Source organism: Candidatus Saccharimonadales bacterium (assembly GCA_035457485.1).
Lineage (GTDB): Bacteria > Patescibacteriota > Saccharimonadia > Saccharimonadales > EFPC-124 > DATIBO01.
In genome coordinates, this window is the sequence record DATIBO010000006.1 from 572,962 (window position 1) to 587,637 (window position 14,676).

General features: G+C 44.4%; 26 protein-coding genes and 1 pseudogene. 24 read left to right on the top strand and 3 right to left on the bottom strand.

Features of this window, described 5'->3' with window-relative positions; genetic code table 11:
• Positions 1-172: 172 nt before the first annotated feature.
• Entirely contained in the window at positions 173-862 is a 690-nt protein-coding gene (locus tag VLA77_03230; GenBank protein ID HSE29571.1) for a class D sortase, read from the top strand.
• A gap of 40 nt (positions 863-902) precedes the next feature.
• On the opposite strand, the gene VLA77_03235 is transcribed toward VLA77_03230, so the two are convergent.
• From VLA77_03235 to VLA77_03245, 3 genes are read right to left on the bottom strand one after another with little or no spacing between them, the layout of a single operon-like run.
• The gene (locus VLA77_03235) at positions 903-2,102 is read right to left on the bottom strand and encodes a glycosyltransferase family 2 protein (GenBank protein ID HSE29572.1); all 1,200 of its coding nucleotides are present in this window, start codon (positions 2,100-2,102) and stop codon (positions 903-905) included.
• Positions 2,102-2,998, bottom strand: coding sequence for a polysaccharide deacetylase family protein (locus VLA77_03240; GenBank protein ID HSE29573.1), 897 nt, complete (start codon positions 2,996-2,998; stop codon positions 2,102-2,104). Before VLA77_03240 ends, VLA77_03235 begins: the two co-directional genes overlap by 1 nt.
• A 17-nt stretch (positions 2,999-3,015) precedes the next feature.
• Positions 3,016-3,177: an LPXTG cell wall anchor domain-containing protein gene (locus VLA77_03245; protein ID HSE29574.1), complete on the bottom strand. Its 162-nt coding sequence runs from the start codon at positions 3,175-3,177 to the stop codon at positions 3,016-3,018.
• Between the two features lie 297 nt (positions 3,178-3,474).
• Here VLA77_03245 and rpsJ point away from each other — a divergent pair, with 297 nt between their 5' ends.
• The 23 genes and pseudogenes from rpsJ (at position 3,475) to rplO (ending at position 14,670) form a co-directional block, all read left to right on the top strand.
• Positions 3,475-3,798, top strand: coding sequence for a 30S ribosomal protein S10 (rpsJ, locus tag VLA77_03250; protein ID HSE29575.1), 324 nt, complete (start codon positions 3,475-3,477; stop codon positions 3,796-3,798).
• 114 nt (positions 3,799-3,912) lie between these two features.
• Positions 3,913-4,182, top strand: a complete 270-nt coding sequence (locus tag VLA77_03255) for a hypothetical protein (protein ID HSE29576.1) — start codon at positions 3,913-3,915, stop codon at positions 4,180-4,182.
• A 55-nt stretch (positions 4,183-4,237) separates the two neighbouring features.
• A complete protein-coding gene (locus VLA77_03260; GenBank protein ID HSE29577.1) occupies positions 4,238-5,557 on the top strand; it encodes an ATP-binding protein in 1,320 nt (439 codons plus the stop codon).
• 9 nt (positions 5,558-5,566) lie between these two features.
• Positions 5,567-5,938, top strand: a complete 372-nt coding sequence (locus tag VLA77_03265; GenBank protein HSE29578.1) for a response regulator — start codon at positions 5,567-5,569, stop codon at positions 5,936-5,938.
• A 155-nt stretch (positions 5,939-6,093) separates the two neighbouring features.
• Positions 6,094-6,708: a 50S ribosomal protein L3 gene (gene rplC, locus VLA77_03270; protein ID HSE29579.1), complete on the top strand. Its 615-nt coding sequence runs from the start codon at positions 6,094-6,096 to the stop codon at positions 6,706-6,708.
• The gene (rplD, locus tag VLA77_03275) at positions 6,708-7,304 is read left to right on the top strand and encodes a 50S ribosomal protein L4 (GenBank protein HSE29580.1); all 597 of its coding nucleotides are present in this window, start codon (positions 6,708-6,710) and stop codon (positions 7,302-7,304) included. The genes rplC and rplD overlap by 1 nt, the downstream gene beginning before the upstream one ends.
• A 4-nt stretch (positions 7,305-7,308) precedes the next feature.
• Positions 7,309-7,605, top strand: coding sequence for a 50S ribosomal protein L23 (gene rplW / locus VLA77_03280; protein ID HSE29581.1), 297 nt, complete (start codon positions 7,309-7,311; stop codon positions 7,603-7,605).
• Positions 7,605-8,441 carry a 50S ribosomal protein L2 gene (gene rplB, locus VLA77_03285; protein ID HSE29582.1) on the top strand — a complete coding sequence of 279 codons (837 nt, stop codon included), beginning with the start codon at positions 7,605-7,607 and terminating at the stop codon, positions 8,439-8,441. Before rplW ends, rplB begins: the two co-directional genes overlap by 1 nt.
• A gap of 2 nt (positions 8,442-8,443) precedes the next feature.
• Positions 8,444-8,707 (top strand): 30S ribosomal protein S19, encoded by a 264-nt coding sequence (rpsS, locus tag VLA77_03290; GenBank protein ID HSE29583.1) that lies wholly within the window; start codon positions 8,444-8,446, stop codon positions 8,705-8,707.
• Between the two features lie 2 nt (positions 8,708-8,709).
• Positions 8,710-9,102 (top strand): 50S ribosomal protein L22, encoded by a 393-nt coding sequence (gene rplV, locus VLA77_03295; protein HSE29584.1) that lies wholly within the window; start codon positions 8,710-8,712, stop codon positions 9,100-9,102.
• Positions 9,102-9,734 carry a 30S ribosomal protein S3 gene (rpsC, locus tag VLA77_03300; protein ID HSE29585.1) on the top strand — a complete coding sequence of 211 codons (633 nt, stop codon included), beginning with the start codon at positions 9,102-9,104 and terminating at the stop codon, positions 9,732-9,734. Before rplV ends, rpsC begins: the two co-directional genes overlap by 1 nt.
• Before the next feature lies 1 nt (position 9,735).
• A complete protein-coding gene (gene rplP, locus VLA77_03305; GenBank protein HSE29586.1) occupies positions 9,736-10,149 on the top strand; it encodes a 50S ribosomal protein L16 in 414 nt (137 codons plus the stop codon).
• A gap of 1 nt (position 10,150) precedes the next feature.
• Entirely contained in the window at positions 10,151-10,387 is a 237-nt protein-coding gene (gene rpmC / locus VLA77_03310) for a 50S ribosomal protein L29 (GenBank protein HSE29587.1), read from the top strand.
• A gap of 2 nt (positions 10,388-10,389) precedes the next feature.
• A pseudogene (rpsQ, locus tag VLA77_03315) lies at positions 10,390-10,620 on the top strand (30S ribosomal protein S17).
• 99 nt (positions 10,621-10,719) lie between these two features.
• Positions 10,720-11,088, top strand: coding sequence for a 50S ribosomal protein L14 (gene rplN, locus VLA77_03320; GenBank protein ID HSE29588.1), 369 nt, complete (start codon positions 10,720-10,722; stop codon positions 11,086-11,088).
• Entirely contained in the window at positions 11,088-11,405 is a 318-nt protein-coding gene (rplX, locus tag VLA77_03325; protein ID HSE29589.1) for a 50S ribosomal protein L24, read from the top strand. Before rplN ends, rplX begins: the two co-directional genes overlap by 1 nt.
• Positions 11,405-11,980: a 50S ribosomal protein L5 gene (gene rplE, locus VLA77_03330; protein HSE29590.1), complete on the top strand. Its 576-nt coding sequence runs from the start codon at positions 11,405-11,407 to the stop codon at positions 11,978-11,980. Before rplX ends, rplE begins: the two co-directional genes overlap by 1 nt.
• The gene (rpsN, locus tag VLA77_03335; GenBank protein HSE29591.1) at positions 11,980-12,249 is read left to right on the top strand and encodes a 30S ribosomal protein S14; all 270 of its coding nucleotides are present in this window, start codon (positions 11,980-11,982) and stop codon (positions 12,247-12,249) included. The genes rplE and rpsN overlap by 1 nt, the downstream gene beginning before the upstream one ends.
• A gap of 10 nt (positions 12,250-12,259) precedes the next feature.
• A complete protein-coding gene (rpsH, locus tag VLA77_03340) occupies positions 12,260-12,661 on the top strand; it encodes a 30S ribosomal protein S8 (protein ID HSE29592.1) in 402 nt (133 codons plus the stop codon).
• A gap of 12 nt (positions 12,662-12,673) precedes the next feature.
• Entirely contained in the window at positions 12,674-13,210 is a 537-nt protein-coding gene (gene rplF / locus VLA77_03345) for a 50S ribosomal protein L6 (protein ID HSE29593.1), read from the top strand.
• Positions 13,210-13,563: a 50S ribosomal protein L18 gene (rplR, locus tag VLA77_03350; GenBank protein ID HSE29594.1), complete on the top strand. Its 354-nt coding sequence runs from the start codon at positions 13,210-13,212 to the stop codon at positions 13,561-13,563. Before rplF ends, rplR begins: the two co-directional genes overlap by 1 nt.
• 1 nt (position 13,564) lies before the next feature.
• Entirely contained in the window at positions 13,565-14,194 is a 630-nt protein-coding gene (gene rpsE, locus VLA77_03355; GenBank protein ID HSE29595.1) for a 30S ribosomal protein S5, read from the top strand.
• Positions 14,194-14,670: a 50S ribosomal protein L15 gene (gene rplO / locus VLA77_03360; GenBank protein HSE29596.1), complete on the top strand. Its 477-nt coding sequence runs from the start codon at positions 14,194-14,196 to the stop codon at positions 14,668-14,670. Before rpsE ends, rplO begins: the two co-directional genes overlap by 1 nt.
• Positions 14,671-14,676: the final 6 nt, after the last annotated feature.

Here is a 14,676-nt window from a genome sequence, read left to right on the forward strand (position 1 = left end):
CTATGTTGTGGCGTAATAGCGAACACTATCATATAACAAAGTATAAGATAAGTCAATACGATAGTACTTGTGTAATGCAAAATAATATGTTATAATTTGCACAATAACGTAGGATTATATGCGCAAGAAGACCCCTGTTAAATCGAGAAAAACCGCTTTTAAAATGCCGAAAATGAATCCTGCCCCCGTTGCCGGTATTTTGGTAGCGTTTGCTGCTCTAGCATTTTTTAATGCCCAGTTAATCTCGGCCAGAGTTATGGCCTACGTGGCGCCTGCCGATCTTTCAAACGCTAGCCAAGAGCTTCACACGTCGAACATGGTCGACCCAGCCGAGACTCGTCTGAGTATCCCAAAAATCTCGGTCGACGCTCCAGTTGTTTACGGAATGGGTAAAGTTGAAGATTACTACGTCCAAAAGGCGCTCGAAGATGGCGTACTCCACTTTGGTGGCTCGCCAACGCCTGGACAGCCGGGAAACTCAGTTTTTGTCGGCCACTCTAGTAACCAGCCCTGGGCGCCGGGTGATTATAAGTTTGTATTTATGATGCTAGATAAACTTGAAGTTGGTGACAAGATCTTTTTAACATACAAAGGCACCCGCTACACCTATGACGTAACCGAGAAAAAGGTCGTAAAACCTAACGATGTATCAGTGCTAGAAGGCAGTAAAACGCCTACAGCTACTTTTATCACCTGTACACCGCTTGGCACAAACACAAATCGTTTAGTAATAAAAGCCAAACTTAGCGATCCAGTCTTTGCTAATGAAGACATGGAGGGCTTAAAGAGAAGCGCTCCTGAGCTCAACGCAGCTTTGCCCGGCCAAGGCTACTCTACTGTCGAGTCATTGACACAACAATAATATAAAAAATGCGCCGTTTCACAAGTGGCGCATTTTATTTTTACTGACCAATCTGGGCCCGACGTTTTACGCCTTCCCATGCTAGTACTTTTTTACCGTGTTTGCTGCGATCACGACCCAAAATCACAACCTCTACAAAACACCAGATAAACACAAGTAGGCTTACCCAGCGGTAAATGTATAGGTGTGGGAATGCATTAAAAATATCCCAGCGATTACTGCGCATTGCCGCAAAGGCGGCTACCACGGCGGCAACTATCACGTCGATCATAAAGGTTGCGGCGATAATCTCTGCAAAGCCGCGTTCGGCGGCAATAATCGGCATGACAACAACATAGCTTGTGAACATTGCCAAGTTTAAACCTACTTGGTAACTAAGGTAGGCGTCGAGTTTGCTGATTTTTGTACCAATTTTATGAGTAAATAGGCCTTGCAATACACCTTTATTCCAGCGATGAATTTGTTTCACAAAGTCGCGAAAGGTTAATGGGTCTTGAGTGTACGCAACAGCTTCTTCTATAAACTGGATTGTCCCAAGGTTCTTGCGGTGAATCTGTAAGGTTACGTCGAAATCTTCGGCAAGAGCACCCGTATTAAACGCCACCTGTCTAAAAACGTCCGATCTAAAACAAGATGTAGGGCCGGGGATAATCGATATAATTCCAGCTAAATCTTGGAAACGTCGCACAATATCCATACCAATCGCATATTCAACGACGCGGAACTGACCAACAATCGAACCTTTTAGACTACGGATGTAACCAGTAGCGGCAGCGTTACTGACTCGCAAGTTTTTACGGAAAACCTTAAAGTAGTTACTAGAAAAAGATCCATCACCATCAGCTAAGTGAATCCATTTGTAGCGCTCTACAAGATCAAATTTGCGAGCAGCTTTGGTGAGGGCCAATCCCTTACCGCTACGCTTTACTCGCATTACGTTTTCGCGACCAAGCACACTTTTAGCGACCGCACTTGTTTTGTCATTCGAAAAATCATCGACAACGTAAATGTCGCTTGGTTTCATGCCCGCTGCGATCGCCGAACGCAAAGTATACTCAAGCACTTGCTCTTCGTTGTGGGCTGAAATTAGCAAACAAAGTGTATTTTTGCGACCACCAGTGACTTGGCGGACGGCTTGCTCGACCTTGAAAACGCTAAGGTTCTCGGTGCTTATCTTAGGACGACGAGTAGTTTTTACTTTGCGCCTCGGAACTGCTATCTGACGTGACTGATTTTTCATTATTGTGCCTTCTGCTTATCGTAAGCGTTTAAAGCTTCTTCCATCGTGACTATGCGAATTTGGCTATCCTTAATAGTGGCCATTTGCTCGTCTAACTGTTTGGGTGTGACGGCGTAATAATCTTCAGATTCATCTTCGATCTGGTGGTAGATCAATATGATCCACGCATTTTTTTCTTTTGCAGCCTCTATAAAACGGATAATTTGGTCGACGGTTGTGGTGCGCCGTATACTGAACGCACTAATTTGGTAGGGGTTAAAATTACTACGCATGTTAAATGATCCGTCATAAAGAGTGTCAATATCAGCATCAGTATTGCGATGGGAGCGGTAGTATTTTTGAATCTCGTTGATAACCTCTTGGTTCTGGCGGTTAAGTGGTGAAGCAAAATCTTTGACTTCTTTGCCAACTAACTTCGAGATCGCATCGCGTGACTCTTTAAGTTCAAACTCTAGCTCCTCGTGATTAAGCGAAGTTAGGTCATTATGGCTAACGGTGTGAGATTGAATATCGTGACCAGCTCGGTGTAGTGAAATAATCTGGTCGCGCGACAAATAATTTAAGAAGTCGAGTGATCCGCTTAAAACGTATTGGGTTGTGCGAATGCCGTGTTTGTCTAAAATTGGCGCACCTTTGCTGTAAACGCTCTCCCAGCCATCGTCAAACGTAACACTGATCATCGGTTCGTCAAAAAGCCTTACTTCCCCTGGTTCTGGCTGTAAAGTCTGCAAAGTAATTGTGTGGCGTTGGTCGGCAAAAAATGTATTTTTAACCCAAACGCCTACTGATAATATCGGCAAAAGTGTAACACAAATAGCAATGGCCGAAAGAACGAACTTGTTAGCTCGCTTTAGTTTTCGGCCGTTGCCTTGTGCTGATTTTTTAGGGCTTACCATATGCCCGTTGCTGGCTGTTAGGCTGTAAACTTGGCGGTGCGAGAATAAATGACGCCCCACACAAGCATTCCTAACGCCATCGCAACAGCAATCTGAACTGTTACTTCAGATCCTGTGTTTGGTAGAATCGCAACAACTGCTGGAGCCGTTGCAGCCAAAATATGTTGGTCGTTATACATGCCTGCCATTCCTCTGTAGGTAAGTTAATAATCTAGATTGTTTATACACTTTTGTTATTAAAAAGTCAAGTCTAATATAATCATAAAGTAGTAATGTCAATGCTTATGGTTAGAATTACAGTAGTGGAGTTAGATCCAAGCGAACGGTGACGAATTATGTTATAAATAGTATTTAAAGTATTAACGCTTTACTTTTTTACCCTGAATAGTTTATAATCACGACATAAATTAATCGCAACGACAACTCGCTGGGTTACAAAGTATTCACCAGAGAGGTTACGTTGCACGGAGTATTAAATGACCCCAACCCCAGAAGTAAAGCAGCGAATTCGTATTCGCCTAAAAGCTTACGACCACAAAGTGATCGACCAATCTGCCAAACAGATTATAGATACAGCACTTCGCACTGGCGCTAGCATCTCAGGTCCTGTGCCTTTGCCAACTCGCAAAAGCACTTACACAGTAGTAAAAAGCCCGCACGTGTACAAAAAAGGTGGTGAACACTTTGAAATGCGCGTTCATAAACGCTTGATCGACATCACAAGCCCGACACCTAAAACAATCGATTCATTGCAAAACCTTAGCTTGCCAGCTGGTTGCGACGCCGAAATTCGAATGTAGTCTAGCTCGAAATAAAAAATGCCCTCGACATAGTTGGGGGTATTTTAGTGAGGCTCATTGATGCGGCTAGCAAAGTTGCCCACACGATCAATGTAGGTTAAACTTAAAATACTTATGGCTAAACAAAAACCTCAAAAAAACGAAACCGATAGCATTTACTTTTTAAAACTCGTTCTATATATTTTAGCCGGCTCGTTCTGGTTGCGTTTTAGTGAACCCTTGCAGATCGGTGACTGGATAATTGGCGCGGTGCCGGTCGGACTAGTAATTGGCTTGATTTTCGCGCATCACGATCATTTTCAGCTTGACCGCAAAGTTGAATACGCCGTTCTTTTGATTGCAACTATAATTAGTTTCTTTTTGCCAACCGGAATTATTGTATAGTTTTGTTCGATCGTATAAGCTTAAACTAAGTACGTAAACTACTTTGGGGTATTTAGTGAAGCAAAAAACCGACCTACAAAAGTATCAGCAAGAGATTGAAAGACAGCTAAATAGTATTGCGCCCGTGTTTGCTAAGGCAGCGATTGGGGATTTTTCGCAGAATGTAAAGATCCCGCGCCATAAAAGCGAGCTGACGGAATTTTTTATTGGTGTGCAGCTTATTCTCAGTGCGATTCGAGACAAAATAAGTCAACTTGAAACTTCTGTTAAGGACCTTAAAGCCGCTAACAAACTTATCGAAAACGAAAAAACGCGCGTCGAAGCGATCTTAAACAGTTTAGGTGATGGTCTAATCACCTTTAGTAAATCTGGCCGCACAACGTTTGTTAATGACATGGCGACGAAAATGATTGGCCCTAATGCCAGTAAGCCCGGGCAAGACATAAATAAGCTTCTAGCTTTAAAACATCGAACCGGACTGGATATTAGCGAGTCGGAGAACCCGTTTAAGATTGCACTGGCTAAAAAGAAACAGGTCACCTCGAGGCTAAATATAGGAACGCCGTACTATTTTGTTAACGCCGACAATGTGACAATTAGGATTGCATTAACCATAACGCCGATCAGACTAGATCACTCGTTTTCGGGTGCAGTAGTTATTTTTAGAGATATAACAGATGAAGCGAATGCTGACCGCGCTAAAAGCGAAATTGTTTCACTAGCGTCACATCAGCTCAGAACGCCGCTCACAACTGTTAGATGGTATATAAACGAATTAGTAAAACATAGTTTGACACCAAAGAAGCGTACGCAGTACTTGGCGCAGATCCAGGCTTCCAACCAGCGCATGATTGACCTTGTAGAGCACTTGTTAAACGTGTCTCGGATCGAACTCGGCACGCTCTCGCTTGATATTGAACCTGTTAACCTAACTGAGCAAGTCGACGGCGTCATAGAAGATTTGACTGTGCGGATCAAAGAAAAGAATCTAAAAATCATTAAAAATTTTGAAAACGCACCCGCCAAAGTTTACGCCGACAAAGATAGTCTGCGTATTATACTGCAAAATTTAATTTCTAACGCCGAGGAATATTCTAATGAAAATTCATCAATAGAAATAACTGTGACCAAACAAGATAAGCACGCGCTTGTAAAGGTAGCTGACAAAGGTTGCGGAATTCCCGCCGATCAGCAATACCACATTTTTACTAAGCTTTTTAGAGCAACCAATGCCAACAATATGTCCACGACCGGCTCGGGGTTGGGTCTGTATATCTCAAAAGCGCTGATTGAGCAGATGAAAGGTAAGATCTGGTTTACCTCTAAAGAAGGCGTGGGGACAACGATGTTTATAACGATACCGTTAAAAAAGTAAGGAGTAATTATGGCTAAAAAAATACTGATCATTGAGGACGAAAAACCGTTGGCAAACATGCTGGCGACAAAACTGCATGACGAAGGCTATGAAACAGATGTGGCTTTTGATGGCGAGCAGGGGTTAAAAAGAGCTTTGGAGTGGGATCCTAACCTGGTCTTATTAGACCTCGTAATGCCCAAAATGGATGGCATGACAATGTTGCGCCGTTTGCGCGACGACGATAAAGGCAAAAACCTACATGTCATTCTACTTACTAACCTTAGTGATACATCCAAAGTTTATGAAGCGGTAACGTTGGGAGTTAAAGACTATTTAGTCAAAACCAACTGGGATCTTGATGAGATTATCGAGGAAATTAAGAGTAAAATAGAGGAATAGTACGACAAAGTTTTTAACTATTGACTCTCAGAGGTGGTATCTGTTATACTACCCGATGTAACTTTCTATCAAGATTAAATTTAAGAAGTCTTGGTACGCTTGCAGGTCCGGGAACGGAAACCGCTAGATACCAAGATTTTCTAATGGGAGAACGCATGAAAGCGCTACTCGGTACCAAAATCGGTATGACCCAGATCCTTCAGGAGGATGGTGTTGCTGTTCCAGTAACTATCATTCAAGCTGGCCCATGTACTGTCACTCAGGTGAAGTCCGTAGAAAAAGACGGATACAGCGCAGTACAGATTGGGTACGGACAGGGTAAGAACCTGAGCAATGCCACAAAAGGCCACGTAAAAGCGGCCAACGCAAACCCTAATCATTTGCGCGAAGTTCGCGTTGACGAATTGCCAGAAGGCGTTACTGTAGGTTCTAACCTAGATGTAACAACCTTTGAAGTTGGCGAACAAGTTGACGTAACTGGTACGAGCAAAGGTAAAGGTTTTGCGGGAAACATTAAGCGTCACAACTTTAACGCACAACCACGCAGCCACGGTTCAAAAGCTTATGCTCGCCGCCCTGGTTCAATCGGTTCAATGTACCCACAACGTGTGTTCAAAGGTAAAAAGATGGCCGGCCGAATGGGCGGTGATCAGGTTACTGTTAAGAACCTCGAAATTGCATTGATCGATGTAGAGCGTAATCTTATTGGCGTTAAAGGTGCAATCCCAGGCCCTCGTCGCGGTCTCGTGATGATTGGAGGTACCAAATAATGGCCGAAACTAAAACAACTCTACCAAAAAATGTTTTTGCGGTAGAAGTACCTAACCACGAACTGCTTAAGTTGGCTTACGAAGCTTACTTGGCAAATGGTCGTGGCAATTACGCTAAAACCTTGACTCGAGGTTTGGTGAGCGGTGGTGGTAAAAAACCATGGAAGCAAAAAGGCACAGGTCGTGCACGTTTTGGTTCTAGTCGTAACCCAATCTGGCGAAAAGGTGGTATCGTATTTGGTCCAACTGGTACTGAAAACTACAGCAAAACAATCGCTACAGGCGCTAAACGAGTAGCTTTGCGACAGGCTCTTACTGTTGCTAACCAAGCTGGCCGTATTTTGGTTGTAGATGATATCAAAGCTACAGGCAAAACTGCTGAAATGGTCAAGTTCTTGGCTAGTCACAAAGCAGAAGGCAATGTAGTTATTGCTGTTGACACTAAAAACGATATGGTTGTTCGCGCAACAAACAACATCCAAGACGTTAAATTAGTTCAAGCTAAATACCTAAACGTATTCACGATTTTAAACGCTGACATGCTTATTTTGACTAAGCCTGCGGTTGCTATGATCGAAGAATGGCTAGGAGCGTAGAGTCATGGAATTAAAAATCATCCCACACATCAGTGAGAAAACTTACGCACAAAGCCTAAACAACGTATATGTGTTTAAAGTCCCAGCAACTGCTAACAAGCAAATTGTTGCAGACGCTGTTGCTAAGCAATACGACGTGAAGGTTGAAGACGTAAAAATTATCATTGCAAAAGGCAAAGTTAAGACTAGCTATCGTGGCGGAAAACCAGTTAAAGGCCAACGTCGCGATATTAAAAAAGCTTATGTTCGCCTTGCAGAAGGTAGTAAAATTGCAATGTTTGAGCAAGAGGAGACTAAGTAATGGCTATTAAAGCAATGAAACCAACTACTCCAGCTCAGCGAGGCATGACAAGTCAAGACTTTAGCATGGTTACTACCAAAAAACCTTTGCGAAGCTTGCTTAAGATCAAAAAGTCTACTGCTGGACGAAACAACACTGGCCGTATTACTACTCGACACCGCGGTGGTGGTGTAAAGCAGTTCTACCGTCTTGTTAATCACAACTTGCCTGCCGGTACAATTGCTACCGTTGAACAGATTGAATACGACCCAAACCGCAGTGCGCGAATTGCTCGTATCAAAGATCAAAACAACCTTTACCACTATGTTATTGCTGATGCGAACATGACAAAAGGTGTGAAGATTCAAGCTGGCGCAGATGCTGCGATCGAAAATGGCAACCGCTTGCCACTAAGCAACGTTCCTGTTGGTTCGTTTGTTTACAACATCGAATTGCAGCCGGGTAAAGGTGGTCAAATGGTGCGATCTGCTGGCGCAAAAGCTCAGCTTATCGCTCGCGAAGGCGACTACGCCCAGTTGCGCTTGCCGAGTGGCGAAATCCGCAAAGTGCGCGTAGAGTGTATGGCTAGCCTAGGCGCCGTTGGTAACGAACAACATCAAAACGTGAAGATTGGTTCAGCTGGTCGTAAGCGTCGAATGGGTATTCGCCCAACAGTTCGTGGTGTCGTGCAAAACGCTGTTGATCACCCACACGGTGGTGGTGACGGTGGTCGTCACGGTAGCGGTAAAGCACCTCGTAGCCCATGGGGTCAGTTGACTCTTGGTTACAAGACTCGTCGCCGCAAAGCAACTAATAAATATATCGTGCGCAATCGCCACGAGGCTAAGAGGAAGTAACTATGAGTCGTTCACTTAAAAAAGGACCTTTTGTAGACCCAAAACTTGCAAAAAAAGTTGCTGCACTTGGCGCTGACGACCGTACAGTAATTAAAACTTGGGCTCGCTCAAGTACAATTACTCCAGATATGGTTGGACGCAACTTTGCAGTTCACAATGGTAAAGTACATGTACCAGTTTTTGTAAGTGAAAACATGGTTGGACACAAGTTAGGCGAATTCAGCCCAACTCGTAAATTCCGTGGTCACGCGAAGAAGGACAAATAACCATGGCAGAGATGATTAAAGTACAAGCAACAGCTAAAGGTGTTCGCCAAAGTCCGCGTAAAATCGGCTTGGTTAGCGCACTTGTTCGTGGTCGAACTGTAGCTGATGCTCTAACAATTTTAGGACACACTCCAAAGCGTGCCGCAAGTCCCGTTGCTAAGGTGATTGCATCTGCAAAAGCCAACGCAATCAGCAAAGGCTTGGCCGAAAAAAGCTTGCGCATTGACCAGCTTCAAGTTACTTCTGGTCCACGTCTAAAGCGATACATGCCAGCAGCTCAAGGCCGCGCACTTCCGTTCATGAAGCGCTCAAGCCACATTTTGGTTGTTTTAGGCGGCGAAATGAAGCCTAAAAAAGTTGCTGCAAAAGCTGAAACTAAAAAGGAGGCTAAGTAATGGGTCAAAAAGTAAATCCAATTAGCATGCGCCTTCAGGTTCACAAAAACTGGAGCAGTAAGTGGTTTAGTGCTAACAAGCGCGAATACGCCGAATGGCTTAGACAAGATCTAGAGGTTCGCCGAGTTATTGAAAGTAAGTTCTCAACTCGCGCAACTATTCAAAAAATCGACATTGAGCGTGCTCCAAACCTAGTGACTGTAACCGTTCACACAGCTAAGGCTGGTGTGGTCATTGGTCGCGGTGGCGCTGGTGCTCAAGAATTAAAAGCTGCAATCGAGAAAATTTTGCAAAAACCTGCTCGTCTTAACATTGAAGAAGTTAAGCGCCCAGAACTTGCTGCAAAACTTGTTGCAGAGAACATTGCTCGTCAGATGGAACGTCGCATTAGCTGGCGTCGTGCTGTAAAAATGGCTGCTCAAAACACCATGAATGCAGGCGCTAAGGGTGTTCGTATCGAGGTTGCTGGCCGTTTGGGCGGCGCCGAGATGAGCCGACGCGAAAAAGAAATCCAAGGTAGCGTACCTTTGCACACTTTGCGCGCCGACATCGACTACCATCTTGCGACAGCCCAAATCCCTAACGCCGGCATTGTTGGCGTAAAGGTTTGGATCTATAAGGGGGAAGCGTAACATGTTACTTCCAAAGAAAACTAAATTCCGCAAAGTTCGTATTGGCAAAAATACCGGTATTGCAACTCGCGGTCACTACATTGCATTCGGCGATTACGCTTTGCAGTCACAAGAAAACGACCGCATTACCTCTCGCCAAATCGAGGCAGCTCGTCAGGCGATGACTCGTTACATCAAGCGTGGTGGTAAAATCTGGATCCGTATTTTTCCGCATACCCCAGTTACCAAAAAACCAGCCGATGTAAAAATGGGTGGTGGTAAAGGTAACCCAGAATACTTCGCGGCAAAGGTTAAGGCCGGCACCGTTTTATTCGAAATGAAGGGTGTCACCGAAGACATTGCACGCGAAGCTATGCGTCTTGCAGCCCACAAACTACCAGTTAAAACTAAGTTCATCATGAGAGAGGAGGTCTAAAATGGCTGAAACTAAAAAAGTTAAGGCGGTTAATGACTTCCGCGCTATGAGTGAAAAAGACTTACAGCAAAAAGTTGCTGAGCTTAAAAAGCAGTTGGTTGAATTTCATCGTTCAAACGCTGCCAACGAGCTTGCAAGCAGCGCTGTAATTGGTAAAACCCGCAAAGAAATTGCTAAAGCACTAAGCGTGCTTAGTGAGAAGCAAGTGGCAACAGCCGAGAAAGAACAGGAGAAATAACTATGGCCCGTAAACTAGTTGGTATGGTTACCTCGGACGTACAGGACAAGACTATTACTGTGGCTGTTAGCCGTAGTGTAACCCACCCAATGTATGGCAAACGCTATACAGTAACTAAAAAATTTGCCGTTCACGATGAGAAAAACGAAGCTCACGTTGGCGACAAAGTAGAAATTGGCGAAACTCGCCCTATTAGCAAACGCAAAAGCTGGACATTGAGTAAAATTATCGAGACTGGCCACGCGCAAGTTGAGATTAAAGGCGAAGAGTTAGTTGCTGATGCTGAAACAGTGCGTCGCAAGAACAAAGACTCGGAGGCTGAGGAATAGATTATGATTCAGCAAGAGTCTCGATTAAAAGTAGCTGACAACAGCGGTGCCCGAAGCCTATTATGTATTCGTGTTTTAGGTGGTACTGCCCGTCGCTACGCACGTGTGGGTGACATTATTGTTGCCAGCGTCAAAGATGCAAACCCAAGCGGTGGCATTAAAAAGAAAAGCATTGTTAAAGCGGTAGTTGTTCGCACAATTGCTCCAATCCGCCGTAAAGACGGAAGTGTAGTGCGTTTTGACGAAAACGCAGCAGTCATCATTGGCGACGACAAGATGCCAAAGGCTACTCGTGTATTCGGTCCAATTCCACGCGAACTTCGCGAAGCTGGCTACATGAAGATCATCAGCTTAGCACCGGAGGTTCTGTAATGAAGATTCGCATTAACGATACAGTAAAAGTTATAAGCGGCGCTCACAAAGGCAAAGTTGCTAAAGTTGTAAGCGTTCAACCTAAAGACGGCACTGTTAAACTAGAGGGCATTGGCCTTCGAAAACGTTTTGTTAAGCCAAGCACAGTAAACCCACAAGGCGGTTCACGCGACATTCACGTTGCAATGCCGGTAAGTAAAGTTGCTTTGGTTAACCCAGCGGACAGCAAAAAAACAACTCGCGTTGGTTTTGAAGTTAAAAAAGACGGCAGTAAAGTTCGCATCGCGAAACAAGCTGACAACAAGGAGATTAAGTAATGGCTACTAAAACAGTTGCTGACACAGCACGCCTGAAAGCTCTTTACAAAGAGAAGCTTGCTCCTAAACTTCAAAAAGAACTAAACCTTGGCAACATCAATGAAGTTCCAAAACTTGAAAAAATCGTTTTGAACGTTGGTATTGGCAAGCATAAAGACGACAAAAGCTATCACGAAGCAGTTGTTAACACTTTGCGTAAAATTACTGGTCAACAACCAGTTGATAAAATCGCCAAAAAGTCGATTGCAACTTACAAAATCCGCCGCGGCATGAACCGCGTTGGCGTAAGTGTGACTTTACGCGACAAACGAATGTATGAATTCCTAGATCGCTTGATCAACGTTTCGATTCCTCGTTTGCGCGACTTTCACGGTGTTAGTGCCAAAGCCTTCGACAAACAAGGTAACTACAGCCTAGGCTTCACGGATCAATCTATCTTTTCGGAGTTAGGTTTTGAAGACACAACAACTGCCCACGGCTTACAGGTTAACTTTAGTATTAAGTCACAAGGTCCAGCGCATTCACGCGCGCTACTCGAAGCTTTTGGAATGCCGTTTGTAAAGGAGGCTAAGTAATGGCTAAAAAATCAATTCTTGCTCGCGACGCTAAGCGCCACGCAATGTACGAAAAGTACGCTGCAAAACGCGCTGAGCTAAAAGCAGCCGGCGATTTAGAAGGCCTAGCTTTGCTACCACGCAACAGCAGTCCAACTCGCCGCAAAAACCGCAGTGTAGCAACAGGTCGACCACGCGGATATATGCGAAAATTCGGTCTTGATCGAATCACTTTCCGCGAACAAGCCAGCAAAGGCCAGATTCCTGGTGTAACAAAGAGTAGCTGGTAGGAGTAAAACAATGAGTATGCAAACATCTGACCCTATCGCTGATCTACTAACTCGTATTCGTAACGCTATTGCCGTTAACAAGAATGAAATTGTAGTCCCAGCGAGCAAACTTAAGCTAACAGTAGCTGAACAGCTTAAAAAAGCTGGCTACCTAAGTGCAGTTAAGTTTGTTGATGCAAAACCACGAGGCAGCATCGTTATTACAATTAACGAAGTTGACGAACCGGTTAAAATTACAGAAATCACTCGTTTAAGCAAACCTGGACGACGTGTCTACACTAAGACTACTGAGATCCCTCGCGTTAAGAGTGGTCGTGGTATCGTTTTAGTATCGACTAGCCAGGGTGTAATGACTGGTGATCAAGCTAAAAAAGCTCGCCTTGGTGGTGAGTTAATCTGCAAAGTATATTAGTAAGGAGATAACATGAGTCGAATCGGAAAACTACCTATCCAGATTCCAAGCGGTGTGACAATCACGGTTGACGACCAATTTGTTAAAGTCACTGGCCCAAAAGGCACGCTTGAGCAATTTACAATGCCGCTTATCGATGTAAAAGTCGAAGGTGATGCAGCAGTAGTAACTCGTCAAAACGACGAGCAAGAAGCACGCGCAAAGCATGGTTTAATGCGAGCGCTTATCAACAACATGGTTGTTGGTGTAACAAAAGGCTTCGAGAAGAAACTAGAACTTAACGGTGTAGGTTACCGTGTTAGCGGTGGTGGTCAATCGCTTGAAATGAGCCTTGGCTTCTCTCACCCAGTTAAGTTTAGCGCACCTCAAGGTGTTCAGTTGGCAGTCGATAAAAACCTTATTACTGTTAGCGGAGTTAACAAGCAACAAGTTGGCCAAGTCGCAGCCGAAATTCGCGCACTTAAAAAACCAGAGCCTTACAAAGGTAAAGGTATTAAGTATGTTGATGAGCAGATTTTGCGTAAAGCCGGCAAGACAGGAGCTAAATAATGAATAAGCTACTTAAAAAACTAGCTAACCTTGGTTTGCGAAAAAACCGCGTACGCGCGAAGATTATTGGAACAAGCGAACGTCCACGTTTGGCTGTTTTCATTAGTAACCAACATGTTCATGCACAAATTATTGACGACAGCAAAGCTGTGACAATTGTAAGTAGTACATCTGTTAAAGCCGCCGCTAAGGGTAGCTTGAGCGAAAAAGCTGCTTGGGTCGGCGAAGACATTGCTAAAAAAGCAAAAAAAGCTGGCGTAACAAAAGTTATGCTTGATCGTGGTGGTCGTAAATATGAAGCTCGCTTGAAGGCACTTGCCGAAGCAGCAAGAAAAGGTGGATTGGAGTTCTAATATGCCAAACGCAGTAAATATTGAAAGACAACCTCAAGGTCAGCACCGCAACAACGACCGACGAAATGATCGTCGTTCTCCGCGAAACGACGCGCCTGCTCAAGAAAAAATCTTTACCGAATACGTTATCAATGTTGATCGCGTAGCACGCGTGGTAAAAGGTGGTCGCAGATTCCGCTTTAAAGCACTAGTTGCCGTCGGCGACAGCAAACAGCGTGTTGGCGTTGGTGTTGCTAAAGGCCAAGATGTACAAAGTGCAATCGCTAAAGCTGTTGACCGCGCTAAAAAATCTTTGGTGACTATCCCAATCGTTAACTCAACAATTCCCCATGAAGTTGAGTCTAAAATCGGCGGCGCTAAGATTATGATCATGCCTGCTGCTCCCGGTACAGGTATTATTACCGGCGGTACAATGCGCGCGATCATTGGTTTGACAGGGATCACCAACTTACTTGGTAAATCGCTTGGTTCAACCAACAAGGTTAACAACGCGTACGCTGTCATCGATGCTTTAAGCAAATTGGTTCCAGCCGACCAGTGGGTTAACAAGCCTAGCCGCAAAGCTAAAAAAGCAGAAACCAAGGCAGAAGAAAAACCTGCTAAAGTTGCTGCTAAGAAAGAGGCAAAATAATGAAGTTTCACGAACTACAGACTGATGCTAAAAAGAACAAAAAGCGCGTAGGCCGTGGTATCAGCGCCGGTCAAGGTAAAACTGCCGGCCGTGGTACTAAGGGTCAAAAAGCTCGAACTGGTAAAAAAATCCGCGCAACGTTTATGGGTGGCCAGGGTTCATTGGTACAGCGAATTCCTAAGAACAAAGGCTTTAAGAGCCTACGTGTTCCAGCTCAGGTTGTCTATACTTCAGCGCTAGAAGAACTTGCCGGTAAAACTGCCGATAACATGACAATGTTTGAAGCCGGTTTAATCAGCACTCCTTATCATTCAGTAAAAATTATCGTTAGCGGCGAGCTAAACGGCAAAGTTACTGTTAAGGCGCAGGCAGCTTCTGAAGGTGCTCGTCAGATGATCGAGAAAGCTGGTGGTAGCTTCGAAGCTGTAGATGTTCCAACTTTGCCAGCTAGTACTCGCAAAAAAGAAGAAAAATAGTTATAA